Below are 12,544 nucleotides of genomic sequence, written 5' to 3' on the forward strand. Positions count from 1 at the left end.
GGCGGTGGCGCAAAGTGGGGATTCAGGCAGCAGTTCGGATGGCAGGGCAGACGAGCGGACAGGCACGCGTCATTTCTCCTGGGCCTGCGAGATGTCGGGAAGCCGGTGCGCGATGCCCTTGTGGCAGTCGATGCATGTCTTCTCCTTGTTGGCCAGGTAGGTGGAGTGCATCTCCTGCGCGCGCGGGCTCTGTCGCGTGAAGTCCATCGACTGGTAGTCGTGGCAGTTGCGGCATTCCAGCGAGTCGTTGGCCTTGAAGCGCGCCCACTCGTGCTGGGCCAGCTCCAGCCGGTGCGCCTGGAACTTCTCGCGGGTGTCGATGGTGCCGAAGATCTTGGCCCAGACCTCCTTGGACGCCTGCATCTTGCGTGCCATCTTGGTGGTCCAGTTGTGCGGCACATGGCAGTCCGAGCACTTGGCGCGCACGCCGCTGCGGTTGGTGAAGTGGATGGTGCCCTGCAGTTCCTGGTAGACGTTGTCGCGCATCTCGTGGCAGCCGGTGCAGAACTGCTCGGTGTTGGTCAGCTCCAGCGCGGTATTGAACGCGCCCCAGAACACCACGCCCGCGATAAAGCCGCCCAGCGTCAGGAAGCCCAGGCTGAAATAGGCGCTGGGCCGGTTGATGGTTCGCCAGTAGCGCTTGATCAGGTCGAGCATGGCGCGCATCCGCTGTTATGGTTGTTGACGTGCCTGGCCAGGCCCCGGTGCGGCTAGTTGGCCGTGCCCTTCGCGCCCGTCGCGCCGGGCTTGCCGGGCTTGCGCTTGAGCAACTCCTCGACGTCGACGAAGGAGTTGCCCACCAGCGGCTTGGCCTCGGCCTGCGGCACGTGGCACTGCGTGCAGAAGTAGCGGCGCGGCGACACGTCGGCCAGCACATTGTTGTCGCGGTCCATGTAGTGGGTGATGCTGACCGGGATCGCCTGGGTCTCCTCGGTGCGTGTGCGCGCGTGGCAGAACATGCAGCGGTTGAAGTCCTTGTCCACCTGGTAGCCGTCGATCTTGTGCGGGATCGTGGGCGGCTGCATGGTGTAGTTGCGGGTGCGGCGGATGTCCTTGTTCTCGGTCGGGTAGAGCAGCGGCGGCTTGGGCTCGTTGCCGATGGCGGTGGGGCCGCGCATCGCGTCGACCAGGCCCTGCGCGCGTGCGGGCGTGCCCGACGGCAGCGCCAGCACCGCCAGCAGCAGCGTGCACAGGGCCAGCAGGCGGGTCCAGGATCGGCTCGGCTTCATGGCGTCTCCCTCTGGATTGGCGGCGCTAGACCTTGACGATCTTGACCGCGCACTTCTTGAAGTCGGTTTGCAGCGAGATCGGGCAGGTCGCGTCCAGCGTCACCTTGTTGATCAGCTGGCTGGCATCGAACCACGGCACGAACACCAGCCCGCGCGGCGGTGCGTCGCGCCCGCGGGTTTCCACGCGCGAACGCATGCGGCCGCGCCGCGACACCACTTCCACTTCCACGCCGCGGCGCAGTCCCATCGCCTTGGCGTCCTCCGGATGCATGAACACCACGGCGTTGGGGAAGGCGCGGTACAGCTCGGGCACGCGCCGCGTCATCGAGCCGGAATGCCAGTGCTCCAGCACGCGGCCGGTGGCCAGCCAGAATGGGTATTCCTTGTCCGGCGATTCGGCGGCCGGCTCGTAGGGCAGGGCAAAGATCACCGCCTTGCCGTCGGGATTGCCGTAGAACTGGAAGCCGGTGCCGGCCTTGACGTAGGGGTCGCTGCCTTCGCGGTAGCGCCAGCGGGTTTCCTTGCCGTTGACCACCGGCCAGCGCAGCCCGCGCGCCTCATGGTAGGCGTCGAACGGCGCCAGGTCATGGCCGTGGCCGCGGCCGAAGCTCGCATACTCTTCGAAGAGGCCCTTCTGCACGTAGAAGCCAAAGGCCTTGGCTTCGGCGTTGTGGTACTCGGCGTTGACTTCCTTGAGCGGGAACTTGTCGACCTGGCCGTTGCGGTAGAGCACGTCGAACAGGGTCTTGCCGCGGTACTCGGGCTTCTTGGCGATCAGGTCCGCGGGCCAGACGTCCTCGATCTTGAAGCGCTTGGAGAATTCCATCAGCTGCCACAGGTCGGAGCGCGCATCGCCCGGCGCATCGACCAGCTGGTGCCAGAACTGGGTGCGGCGCTCGGCGTTGCCGTAGGCGCCTTCCTTCTCGACCCACATCGCGCTGGGCAGTATCAGGTCGGCGGCCAGCGCGGTCACGGTGGGATAAACGTCTGACACCACCACGAAGTTCTGGGGATTGCGGTAGCCCGGCAGGCCTTCTTCCATCAGGTTGGCGGCGGCCTGCATGTTGTTGTTGACCTGCACCCAGTAGGCATTGAGCTTGCCGTCCTTGAGCATGCGGTTCTGCAGCACGGCGTGGTAGCCCGGCTTGTCGGGGATGGTGCCCGCGGGCAGCTTCCAGATGCGCTCGGCCTCCGCGCGGTGCTTGGGATTGGTCACCACCATGTCGGCCGGCAACCGGTGCGAGAAAGTGCCCACCTCCCGTGCGGTGCCGCATGCCGACGGCTGCCCCGTCAGCGAGAACGGGCTGTTGCCCGGAGTGGCGATCTTGCCGGTCAGCAGGTGCAGGTTGTAGACCATGTTGTTGGCCCAGCTGCCGCGCGTATGCTGGTTGAAGCCCATGGTCCACAGCGACATCACCTTGACGTTGGGGTCGGCATAGAGCTCGGCCAGCTGGTCGAGCTTGGCCTTGGGCACGCCCGACAGCTTGCTGACGTAGTCGGCGTCGTACTTGGCGACAAAGCGCGCAAAGTCGTCGAAGGTGATCGGCTTCGCTGCGCCCGGGTCGGCAGCGTTCTTGGCAGCCTTCTGCAGCGGGTGCTCGGGGCGCAGGCCGTAGCCGATCTCGGTCACGCCTTCCTTGAACACGGTGTGCTTGTTGACGAAGTCCTTGTTGACCTTATTGTTCTTGATGATGTAGTGGGCGATGTAGTTCATCATCGCCAGGTCGGTCTGCGGCGTGAAGATGACCGGGATGTCGGCCAGGTCGAAGGAGCGGTGCGTGAAGGTGGACAGCACCGCCACGCGCGTCTTGGGGTGGCTCAGGCGCCGGTCGGTGATGCGGGTCCACAGGATCGGGTGCATCTCCGCCATGTTGGCGCCCCACAGCACGAAGGCGTCCGCGGCTTCGAAGTCGTCATAGCAGCCCATGGGCTCGTCCATGCCGAAAGTGCGCATGAAGCCCGCCACCGCCGATGCCATGCAGTGGCGCGCGTTGGGATCGATGTTGTTGGAGCGGAAGCCCGCCTTGTAGAGCTTGGAGGCGGCATAGCCTTCCCACACCGTCCATTGGCCAGAGCCGAACATGCCCACCGCGGTCGGGCCCTTTTCCTTCAGCACGCGCTTGAACTGGCGCTCCATCTCGTCGAAGGCGCGCTCCCACGTAACCGGGGCGAATTCGCCGTTCTTGTCATACTTGCCGTTCTTCATGCGCAGCAGCGGCTTGGTCAGCCGGTCCTGCCCGTACATGATCTTCGACAGGAAGTAGCCCTTGACGCAGTTCAGGCCCTTGTTGACCTCGGCCTGCGGATCGCCCTGGGTGGCGACAACCTTGTTGTCCCTGACCGCCACCGTGACGCCGCAGCCGGTGCCGCAGAAGCGGCAGGGGGCCTTGGACCACTTGAGCCTGGTCATGTCGCTGTCGGTGACGAAATTGGCGGCTCCGGCCGGCAGCGTCACGCCGGCCACCGACGCGGTCGCGGCCACGGCGGTCTGCTTGATGAAATCACGACGAGAGAGTTTCATCGCTTATTTCCTCGTTCATCGCCTCGGCGTCTTCGTTGTGCTGATAGACGAGCGCGGCGGACAGCACGCCCTCGAGCTGGTGCAGGTAGGTCAGGTGTGCCGCGATGGCACGGGAGGTGGGGGCTTCGATGGTCACGACCAGCTTGCCGGTATCGCTGGCGGCGTGGACTTCGGCGCCGGTGATGGCCTCGATCGCGGTGCGCACCCGCGCCAGGCTGGCGGGCAGTGCATGCACGACGATGCCGGCAATATGCCACTCGTCGCCGGCCGCTACCGGCTGGATGGGCTGGATGGGGATAGCACGTCTTGCAGCGGGCATGTGCAAGCTCCGGTTCTATGCCGTTTCAGTCTGTGCTGCAGCTTTTTTTATCTGGCAATCCCGCGCGGGCGGGTAATGCTCAATGAATCAATGCGCTCAATGCGATGGCGGGCCGCTCACCAGCTGGGTCATCCAGACAATGAACCCATAGCCGGCCACGATGATGACCGACAGCACCGGCACCATCACGGCGGTCAGGAACAGGAAGCTGCGCAGTTCTTCCTTCTTGCGCTGCGGATCGTGGACTTCCCCGGTTTCCATCATGGCTTGAAGTAATCGGCGAGCGTGGTCAGGCAAGGCACCTGATGTGTTACCCAATTAAAGGTAGCGGGAATCAAGGTGTCAAGACTGCACTCGCGAAGGCGGCGTGGGGCGCTTACGGTATCAGGCCGCGTGCGCGTGCCAGGGCGACGGCCTCAGTGCGGCTCTGGGCGCCCAGCTTGGCGTGGATGCGCCGCAGGTGAGACTTGATGGTCAGCTCGGACAGGAACAGTTTCTGTGCAATTACCCGATTGCGGTAGCCGGCCGAAAGCATGTGCAGGACTTCGAGTTCGCGCCCGGTCAGCGGGTCGGGCTGGCCTGCGGGGGCCGCCGGCGCCGCTGCAGGCTGCGCCGGCAGATGTGTTGCCGGCAGCCGCTCGAGCAGGGTGGCGACGAAGGGCGCGGCCACGCCCAGTGCGGCGGCCTGCGCCAGATGCGCCGCGGCCCACGCGCGCAGCAGCCCGGCTACGCGCTCGCCTTCATCCAGGAATGTGCGCAGGAAGCCCTCGTGGCTGGCCAGTCGCAGGGCTTCGGTGATTTCTTGCAGTGCAGCGTCGCGGCGTGCCAGGCCGTCGAGCGCGGCGGCGCGCAGGATGCGCAGCCGGATCAGGCGCCAGCAGCGCTGGCGCGCGAGGGCGGTGGCGATGGCAGCATCGAGCGCGTCCAGCGCCTGCGCGCAGTCGCCGCGCGCGATCTGCAGCCGGCAGTGCGCGATCGACGGCCGGTCGACATCGTTGGCATGGCCAGCCGCGTCGAGCGCTTCCCAGTCGCCGTACAGGTCCGCCGCGCGCAGCGCCTGCGCTGCGGCGTCGAGCTGGCCGTCGAGCGTGGCCACGCGCGCGCGTTCAAGCCACGCCGAGCACACCGCGCGCGCCGCATCGGCCTGCTGGCCAAGCTGCTCAAGTTCGGCCAGACGCTGCAACCACTGGCCGCGGTCGCCGCGCGCCAGCGCCAGCCGAGCGGTTAGAACGTGGCAGGCAATGACGGAGTCGGGCGGGCCGTTGCTCTTGCTGTAGGGCAGCGCATTGGCCAGCAGCCGGCCGGCTTCGTCGAGGGCATCGCATTCGTACAGTGCCAGCGCCCAGAAGATATCGCTGGAGGGCTTGCCGCCGGCCAATTCCCCCGGCGATGCGTTCCAGCCGCCCCAGCCTACATCCGACGCCGCACGAAAGCGAGCCAGCGCATTGCCCAGGCGCCCTTGCACCAGGTCGATCACGCCTTCCAGGCAGTCGGTGATGCCGCGCATCGGCAGCGGCTGCTGCACGCGCTGCATCGCGCGGGACAACATCGTCGTAGCGGTGCGTGCAGATCAGCGTGTAGGCCAGCGAATTGGCGAGGATGCCGTACTGGAAGCGCTGTTCCGGCGCGAGCCGGTGCAGGTGGGCGCCGGCGGTATCGCGACAGGCTTCTACCTGGTCGGTCATGGCCAGCAGTACGCAGCGGATGGTCTCGGCCTCCACCGCCAGGTGTGCGCGCTCGTCGTCATGGTGGCCCGTGGTATCCAGGTCCTCCCCGAGGAAAGGCCCGATCGCCTCCATCGCCTCCGCGTGGCGGCGGTTCAGCAGCAGCGCCCACGCCCGCGTCAGCGCCAGCGCGGGCTGCCGGGCCAGCGCCGCTATCGGTACCTGGTCGAACCAGCGCAGCAGCAGGCGCACGCGGCCGGTGCCGAGCAGCGTGACCGACTGGCTGGCGATGGCGGTGAGCGCTTCGTCGTGGCGGCCGGCCTGCAGCAGGTGGTCCACCGCCGGGATCGGATAGCCGTGTGCCAGGTACCACCGCGCTGCAGCCTGGTGCAACTGCGGCGCGCGTTCGGGCGCCTGCAGCGCCAGCCGGTGCTGCAGGAAGCTGGCAAAGAGCCGGTGGTAGCGGTACCAGGTGCGCTCGGCGTAGAGGGGAAACAGCAGCAGGTTGGCGCGCTCGAGCTGCTCCAGCATCTCGCGCGCGTCGCTGCGGCCGGTCAGCGCATCGCACAGCGGCGCGCTGAGCTGGCCCAGCACGCTGGTTTCCAGCAGGAAGGTGCGGCACGCGTCCGATTGTCGCGCGAGAATGTCCTCCGCCAGGAACTCGGCCAGTTCCAGGTGCGTGCCCGAGAACGCTGCGATAAAGGCGGCGTGGTCGCTGCGCTGCTGCAGCGACAGCGCGGCCAGGTAGATAGCGGTGGCCCAGCCCTCGGTGCAGCGGTGCAGCGTGGCGATGTCGCAGTCGCGCAGCGGCAGGCCGCAGCGCCCGCGCAGCAGCACGGTGGCCTCGTCGACGGAAAAGCGCAGCGCGGCGGACGGGATCTCCAGCAAGTGGCCGCGGGCCCGCAGGCGGCCCAGCCCGATTTCCGCCGCCGCGCGCGAACCGATAACCAGCGTGCCGTCGGGCGGCATGACCTCGACCAGCTGCTGCACGAAGTCGAGCGCGGGCGCGCTCTGGATGGTCTCGAGGTCGTCCAGCAGGATCGCGAAGGGCTGCGACGCGCCGGCCACCTGCTCGAGGATGCGCTGCGCCAGGCGCGGGCCGCTGGCGCCGTCCGGGTCAGCGCCGTTGGCGCGGCCGCGGCGTTTCCCACGCAGCGCGGCCAGGCCGGCATCGAGGTGGACCAGCAGCCGTTCCAGGTCGTTGTCGGCCGCGTCCAGCCGCAGCCACACCGTGGCGCGATGCTGCGCCGCGCAATGGGCCGCGTATTGCTGCATCAGCGTGGTCTTGCCAAAGCCCGCTGCGGCCCGCAGCAGGATCACGCGCGCGGCCGGCGCTTCGGCCATAAGCGCCACCAGGTGAGGGCGATCCAGCATGACGTGGTGGGCCACTGGCGGCGCGAGCTTGGACGCGAGCACCGCCGGGGCACGCTGCTGCGGCCTGGCGCCGGGGTGGTGGGCAAATCGATGCAAGGCTGTCTCCTGCGCTGGTTGTACCGTGCTGTGCGGTATCCGGCATATCCCGGTGCAACGGCATCGGGTGCAAAGCATTCTTCCATTGGCCTCAGGGTTGCGTCCTAGTTCGTTTGGACGATTCGTGCGCGCGCCGGATTTTCCTCCCTTCGACCGACGACACTGGCGCCGTCCGCTTCTAAAGTGGCCCGCACGCGCGGGCATGGCGCGGGCCCGCTCCCGGACAAGGCACGCAGAGGCCGCCGGGGCCGGGGCGCATGGCAGGGCGGCGGCGAAGCGCCGCCGTTGCCGGGTACTAGGAAACCAGGAGACAGGATATGGAGCAAGGCAGGCGCAGGGTTCTGCAGCAAATGGGTCTGGGCGTCGCGGGCGCGGCGCTGGCGGGAACCGGGCTGGTGGCATGGGCACAGGGCGGCGAGTTCCCGACGCGCACGGTGCGCATCGTGATGCCGTATGCCGCGGGCGGTACCGGCGACGTGGTCGCGCGCACCATCGCCGACGGGCTGGCCAAGGCCTGGGGCAAGGCGGTAGTGGTCGACAACCGGCCCGGCGCCGGCGGCATGATCGGCGCCGACATGGTGGCCAGGGCCGAGCCGGACGGCTACACGCTGCTGTTCGCGCTGACCGGCCTGGTGCAGGCACCGATCCTTTACAGCAAGGCCAGCTACAACGCGGTGCGCGACTTCGCGCCGATCTCTGAGCTGGCGACCGCGCACCTGGCGCTGGTGGTCCAGCCCGAACTGCCCGTCGCCAACGCCAGGCAGCTGGCCGACTACATCCAGAAGCTGGGCAAGCCGCTGCCTTATGGCACCTACGGGCTGGGCTCCAGCGGCCACCTGCAGATGGAAATCTTCGGTCGCAACGCCAGGGTGCCGCTGACCCACGTGCCCTACAAGGGCGAGGGCCCGCTGCTCAATGACCTGCTCGGCGGGCAACTGCCTGCCGGCATGGTCGCGGCGGTGTCCGCGCGGCAGCATGCGCGCAGCGGCAAGTTCAAGGTGATTGCGGTGGCGGGGCAGGGGCGCTCGCCGCTGCTGCCCGACGTGCCGACCTTCCAGGAGGCGGGCGTGACGGGTTTGGAGCGCCAGGGCTGGATCGGGCTGTTCGCGCCGGCGGCAACGCCGCGCGCCATCGTCGACAAGGTCTCGGCCGATGTCAACCGGGTGCTGACCAACGCCGACCTGCGCGCGCGCATGGTCGACCTCGGCATTGTGCTCAAGGGCAGTTCGCCGGCGGCGTTCGCCGATGTGGTCAAGGTGGAGCAGGCCTACTGGGCCGAGGCCATCCGCGCTTCCAACATCCGCCTGGACTGAGACCGGGGCGGGTGGCATGGGCCACATTCATGATAGCGGCGCAATCAGAACTTTCTGAAGGGTTGTGACACTTCTGTGACTATTGCGTTTGACGGGGCCGGCGCGGGCCCGGCTGCGCGGAATTCCCGGATTGCCAGCCCTGTCCTTGTCGCCTTATGCCGCGCCGCCCTGGCGCAGGATCAGCCGCGAACGGGCAAAACCCGCATGGGTGCGCAGCGCATGCATCAGCTGGTCGGACGGCACGCGGTCCAGGTCGGTCACCACGTAGCCGGTGTGGCCGCGCGTCTGCAGGTGCTGGCCGGTAATATTGACGCCTTCCTGCGCCAGCAGCGTGTTCAGTGCCGCCAGCGCGCCCGGCGCGTTGCCGTGCACGTTGAGCAGCCGCGCCGGCGCGTGCAGCGGGCCGGGATCGACCTCGGGGAAGTTCACCGCGCCGATGGTGCCGCCGGTAGCCAGGAAGTGCGCCAGCTTCGCCGCCACCTCGGTGCCGATATTCTCCTGCGCTTCTTCGGTACTGCCGCCCACGTGCGGGGTCAGCAGGACGTTGGGCATGTCCTGCAACTCGCTGACAAAGGGATCATTGTTGGTCTTGGGCTCTTCCGGGAACACATCGATGGCCGCGCCACCCAGGCGCTTGTCGCGCAGCGCGGCCGCGAGCGCGGCAATGTCGACCACGGTGCCGCGCGAGGCGTTGATCAGGATCGCGCCCGGCTTGAATGCCGACAGCACGTGCGCATCGATCATGTTGCGCGTGCGCGGGGTGGCCGGCACGTGCAACGTGACCACCTCGGCCTGCGACACGGCTTCTTCCAGCGAACCGGCCGCGCGCGCCGAACCGTGCGACAGCCGTGCCAGCACGTCGTAGTAGACCACGCGCATGCCCATTGATTCAGCCAGCACGCCGACCTGCGAGCCGATATTGCCGTAGCCGATGATGGCGATGGTCTTGCCGCGCGCCTCGAACGCGCCGGTGGCGCCCTTGGCCCATTTGCCGGCGTGGGCGAGCGTGTTCTTCTCCGGGATCCGGCGCAGCAGCATCACGGCTTCAGACACCACCAGCTCGGCCACCGAGCGGGTGTTGGAGAAGGGCGCATTGAACACGGGGATGCCGGCGGCGGTGGCCGCTTCCAGGTCGACCTGCGAGGTGCCGATGCAGAAGCAGCCGATCGACAGCAGCTCGGGCGCGCTGCGGATATCGTCGGCACGCAGATGGGTGGCCGAGCGGATGCCGACCAGGTCATGGCTGGCCAGCACCTGGCGCAGCTCGCTGCCGGCCAGGGCGCCGGTACGGCGCTCGACCTGCAGGCCGGCTTCGGTGAGTCGGGCGGTGGCGCTCTGGTGGATGTTCTCGAGCAGGATCGCAGTGGTCACGTTCGTTTTCCGCATGGAGGGGTGGGCGGCGATTGCCGCATCCCCAACATTTTGCGCGCAAAACGGCGCGGGGGCGGTGGAGCCCCTGCTGCCGGCAATGGCACCGGCCTTCCTGCTGTGCGCGAGCGGGGACCGCGCGCTCAGCGCGCTTTGCGCCCGTCGCCGCCGAGCGGATCGACGATGATCATGGTCTGGCGCAGCACGCCCGCGTCATCGAAATAGCAGCTGAAGTGCGCCGTCTGGTAGGCGTCCTTGTACATCCGGTAGGACCATGCTTCGCGCTTCATCAGGGGGTAGTACTGGACCGGCTCTCGCGGCAGGCCGAAGCGTTCCTGGATGTCTTTCTTGGTCCAGACATTGACCTGCGCGCGGTAGATCTCGGTTTCGGTCAGCATCTGGCGATAGCGGGTGAGCTTGCCGCTGGCGTCGAAATCCGCGGCGTAGACCTCGTGGCCGAAGGGCTGTCGCGACCAGATCCAGCGGGTGGTGCCGTCGGCAAGGCGATAGGTCTCGGTGGGTTTGCCGAACGTGTCGCGCACCGCACTTTCGGGGCTGCCGATCAGTTTCTGGGCAGTCTGCTCGGGTTGCAGGGTTGCGCAGGCCCCGAGCGAGCCAAGCACGAACGCGGCCGCGCACAGGCCGCCGATTGACCGAAGCTGCATGGCACTCTCCCGCGGGCGGCATGCCCGCATGCCATTTTCCGGCCGCTATGGCCGGCCGCGCAATAGCGTCAGCCGGCCCGGCGCGATCAGCAGCGTCCCTTCTTCGCCTGGCCCGGCGGGCAGAAGGATTCGTTGCCGTAGGCGTCGACGCGGCAGTTGCCTTTCTTGGCCTGCCCCGGCGGACAGCCCGGGCCGCCGCCATAGGTGTCATAGGGGGCGACCACGCAGCCGCCGAGCAGCGCGCTGCAGGCAACCAGTAGGGCCAGAGCGGATTTCATTGCATTCTCCTTGTTGTGGGGAAAGTTCTTTTGCCCCGCGAGGATAAATCGTTCTGGTGTCGTGAACTGTAAGGAATAGTGAAACTGTTGGCTTCTGGCAGTCTCTCTCTCGCCTGTTACAAGCCGGTACCCGGCTAACGTTCTGCAAACACCTCCTGCGCCACTGCCTCGCTACATTCGCGCCAGGAGGACATCACCATGCAGAAGATCCTGGCCGCCTGCATCCTTGCAGGCGTTGCAACAATTGGCCCTGGCACGGCCCAGGCCCGTGTGAACGTGGACATCGGCATCGGCGTGCCAGGCTATGCCGTGGCGCCGCCGCCGGTCTACTACGAACCCGCGCCCGTCTACGTGGCACCGCCCCAGCCCGTGGTAGTGGCGCCCGGCTACTACGACGACTGGCGGGAGCGTCGCGCCTGGCGCGAGCAACAGTGGCGCGAGCGGAAATGGCGCGAGCGTGAATGGCGCGAACAGCGGCGGGAATGGCGCCGCTGGCATGAAGACCATGACGACTGAATAGGCCACCGCGGCAAAAGCCGTGTGGTCCGCGGGCTACAATGCGTCCCCGTCCGACCCTGGGCCCTTCAGGATTCGGCACGACCTGCCGTTGTACAGGCAAGCGCCAACCCAGCCACCGCGAGCCAGGCCACATGACCCATCCCGACCAGTCGCAGATCACCCTCCAGGCCGCCTTCCTGCGGCACGCGGAATCCCTTGCCCCGCCCAACCGCGTCTTCGGCGACGATGACAGCGCCGTGTACCGGACGCTGCTGGAATCGACCAAGGCCATCCCCTGGAAGATCGACTGGGCCACGATGGAGTTCGCCTATATCGGCCCGCAGATCGAAGCGTTGCTGGGCTGGGCGCCGTCAAGCTGGAAGACGGTCAACGACTGGGCCGAGCGCATGCACCCCGACGACCGCGACGCGGTGGTCAATTTCTGCGTGGCGCAGTCGCAGGCCGGCACCGACCATGAGGCCGACTACCGCGCGCTGACCCGCGACGGCGGCTACGTCTGGCTGCGCGACGTGGTGCACGTGGTGCGCAACGCGCAGGGCGGCGTCGATTCGCTGATCGGTTTTATGTTCGACATCAGCGAACGCAAGCGCACCGAGCAGGAACTGGCGCGGCTGCAGAAGGAGCTGGAGGACCTGTCGTTCCGCGACAGCCTGACCGGCATCGGCAACCGCCGCCTGTTCGACCGCGCGATGGAGCGCGAGTGGGTGGCCGGCCAGGCTTCGGGCAAGCCGCTGTCGCTGGTCCTGGTCGATATCGACTTCTTCAAGTCCTACAACGATTATTACGGCCACCTGCAAGGCGATGAATGCTTGAAGCGCTTCGCCGGCCTGCTGCAGGAGGCCGCCGGGCCGGAGGTGTTCCTGGCCCGCTTCGGCGGCGAGGAATTCGTCATGGTGCTACCCGACACCGACGCCGAGACCGCGGTGCGCACGGCCGAGCGCTGCCGCGCGCTGATCGCCGGCCAGGCGATCGCGCACGTGCGCTCGCCGTACAACCAGTGCGTGACGGCGAGCTTTGGCATCGGCACCATCGTGCCGGGCGAGCACGACGAGGCGTCGGCCTTCATCAATCTCACGGACGCGCAGCTGTACCACGCCAAGGACAACGGCCGTAACCGCATCGCCGCGGTGGATCGCGCGGGGATGCGGGGCGAGGCGTTCAAGGTGCATTCGCGCTGAGGGGGCTGCGGCGGGGCAGG

The 12,544-nt window shown here is 67.6% G+C and carries 12 protein-coding genes and 1 pseudogene; 3 read left to right on the top strand and 10 right to left on the bottom strand.

Annotated elements, in window-relative coordinates; all coding sequences use genetic code 11:
* Window positions 1-69: 69 nt before the first annotated feature.
* From AC10V3_RS24630 to AC10V3_RS24660, 7 genes and pseudogenes are all read right to left on the bottom strand, one after another.
* Window positions 70-657, bottom strand: a complete 588-nt coding sequence (locus AC10V3_RS24630; RefSeq protein ID WP_041681972.1) for a cytochrome c3 family protein — start codon at window positions 655-657, stop codon at window positions 70-72.
* A gap of 53 nt (window positions 658-710) precedes the next feature.
* On the bottom strand, window positions 711-1,229 hold the full coding sequence (locus AC10V3_RS24635; protein WP_022538029.1) for a nitrate reductase cytochrome c-type subunit: 519 nt from the start codon (window positions 1,227-1,229) through the stop codon (window positions 711-713).
* A 25-nt stretch (window positions 1,230-1,254) separates the two neighbouring features.
* Complete coding sequence (gene napA / locus AC10V3_RS24640; protein WP_490924102.1) at window positions 1,255-3,750, bottom strand: periplasmic nitrate reductase subunit alpha; 2,496 nt, start codon at window positions 3,748-3,750, stop codon at window positions 1,255-1,257.
* Window positions 3,731-4,069, bottom strand: coding sequence for a chaperone NapD (locus AC10V3_RS24645; RefSeq protein ID WP_022538031.1), 339 nt, complete (start codon window positions 4,067-4,069; stop codon window positions 3,731-3,733). The genes napA and AC10V3_RS24645 overlap by 20 nt, the downstream gene beginning before the upstream one ends.
* Window positions 4,070-4,165: 96 nt before the next feature.
* Window positions 4,166-4,330, bottom strand: coding sequence for a periplasmic nitrate reductase, NapE protein (gene napE / locus AC10V3_RS24650; protein WP_041681722.1), 165 nt, complete (start codon window positions 4,328-4,330; stop codon window positions 4,166-4,168).
* Between the two features lie 115 nt (window positions 4,331-4,445).
* On the bottom strand, window positions 4,446-5,618 hold the full coding sequence (locus AC10V3_RS24655) for a LuxR C-terminal-related transcriptional regulator (protein WP_490924103.1): 1,173 nt from the start codon (window positions 5,616-5,618) through the stop codon (window positions 4,446-4,448).
* A gap of 577 nt (window positions 5,619-6,195) precedes the next feature.
* Window positions 6,196-7,605, bottom strand: a pseudogene (locus AC10V3_RS24660) (winged helix-turn-helix domain-containing protein); the annotation flags it as partial.
* Here AC10V3_RS24660 and AC10V3_RS24665 point away from each other — a divergent pair.
* A complete protein-coding gene (locus tag AC10V3_RS24665) occupies window positions 7,521-8,516 on the top strand; it encodes a Bug family tripartite tricarboxylate transporter substrate binding protein (RefSeq protein WP_490924104.1) in 996 nt (331 codons plus the stop codon). The pseudogene AC10V3_RS24660 and the gene AC10V3_RS24665 sit on opposite strands and share 85 nt — an antisense overlap.
* Before the next feature lie 153 nt (window positions 8,517-8,669).
* Here the strand turns inward: AC10V3_RS24665 and serA are convergent, their stop codons facing one another.
* The 3 genes from serA to AC10V3_RS24680 all read right to left on the bottom strand — a co-directional run bounded on the left by serA (window position 8,670) and on the right by AC10V3_RS24680 (window position 10,827).
* Window positions 8,670-9,902 carry a phosphoglycerate dehydrogenase gene (gene serA, locus AC10V3_RS24670; RefSeq protein WP_022538035.1) on the bottom strand — a complete coding sequence of 411 codons (1,233 nt, stop codon included), beginning with the start codon at window positions 9,900-9,902 and terminating at the stop codon, window positions 8,670-8,672.
* 125 nt (window positions 9,903-10,027) lie between these two features.
* Complete coding sequence (locus tag AC10V3_RS24675) at window positions 10,028-10,549, bottom strand: hypothetical protein (RefSeq protein WP_022538036.1); 522 nt, start codon at window positions 10,547-10,549, stop codon at window positions 10,028-10,030.
* An 86-nt stretch (window positions 10,550-10,635) separates the two neighbouring features.
* Window positions 10,636-10,827 (bottom strand): hypothetical protein, encoded by a 192-nt coding sequence (locus tag AC10V3_RS24680; RefSeq protein ID WP_022538037.1) that lies wholly within the window; start codon window positions 10,825-10,827, stop codon window positions 10,636-10,638.
* Between the two features lie 198 nt (window positions 10,828-11,025).
* Here AC10V3_RS24680 and AC10V3_RS24685 point away from each other — a divergent pair, with 198 nt between their 5' ends.
* Together AC10V3_RS24685 and AC10V3_RS24690 are read left to right on the top strand one after the other, a co-directional pair.
* Window positions 11,026-11,343 (top strand): hypothetical protein, encoded by a 318-nt coding sequence (locus tag AC10V3_RS24685; RefSeq protein ID WP_022538038.1) that lies wholly within the window; start codon window positions 11,026-11,028, stop codon window positions 11,341-11,343.
* A gap of 134 nt (window positions 11,344-11,477) precedes the next feature.
* Window positions 11,478-12,524, top strand: a complete 1,047-nt coding sequence (locus AC10V3_RS24690; RefSeq protein WP_490924105.1) for a GGDEF domain-containing protein — start codon at window positions 11,478-11,480, stop codon at window positions 12,522-12,524.
* Window positions 12,525-12,544: the final 20 nt, after the last annotated feature.

This window comes from Cupriavidus sp. PB-02 (genome assembly GCF_058252315.1).

Coding starts and splice junctions, on each gene's coding strand:
- AC10V3_RS24690 (WP_490924105.1), top strand. CDS start 11,478: ATGACCCATCCCGACCAGTCGCAGATCACCCTCCAGGCCGCCTTCCTG.
- AC10V3_RS24635 (WP_022538029.1), bottom strand. CDS start 1,229: ATGAAGCCGAGCCGATCCTGGACCCGCCTGCTGGCCCTGTGCACGCTG.
- AC10V3_RS24685 (WP_022538038.1), top strand. CDS start 11,026: ATGCAGAAGATCCTGGCCGCCTGCATCCTTGCAGGCGTTGCAACAATT.
- serA (WP_022538035.1), bottom strand. CDS start 9,902: ATGCGGAAAACGAACGTGACCACTGCGATCCTGCTCGAGAACATCCAC.
- napE (WP_041681722.1), bottom strand. CDS start 4,330: ATGGAAACCGGGGAAGTCCACGATCCGCAGCGCAAGAAGGAAGAACTG.
- AC10V3_RS24630 (WP_041681972.1), bottom strand. CDS start 657: ATGCTCGACCTGATCAAGCGCTACTGGCGAACCATCAACCGGCCCAGC.
- AC10V3_RS24680 (WP_022538037.1), bottom strand. CDS start 10,827: ATGAAATCCGCTCTGGCCCTACTGGTTGCCTGCAGCGCGCTGCTCGGC.
- AC10V3_RS24655 (WP_490924103.1), bottom strand. CDS start 5,618: ATGTTGTCCCGCGCGATGCAGCGCGTGCAGCAGCCGCTGCCGATGCGC.
- napA (WP_490924102.1), bottom strand. CDS start 3,750: ATGAAACTCTCTCGTCGTGATTTCATCAAGCAGACCGCCGTGGCCGCG.
- AC10V3_RS24645 (WP_022538031.1), bottom strand. CDS start 4,069: ATGCCCGCTGCAAGACGTGCTATCCCCATCCAGCCCATCCAGCCGGTA.
- AC10V3_RS24665 (WP_490924104.1), top strand. CDS start 7,521: ATGGAGCAAGGCAGGCGCAGGGTTCTGCAGCAAATGGGTCTGGGCGTC.
- AC10V3_RS24675 (WP_022538036.1), bottom strand. CDS start 10,549: ATGCAGCTTCGGTCAATCGGCGGCCTGTGCGCGGCCGCGTTCGTGCTT.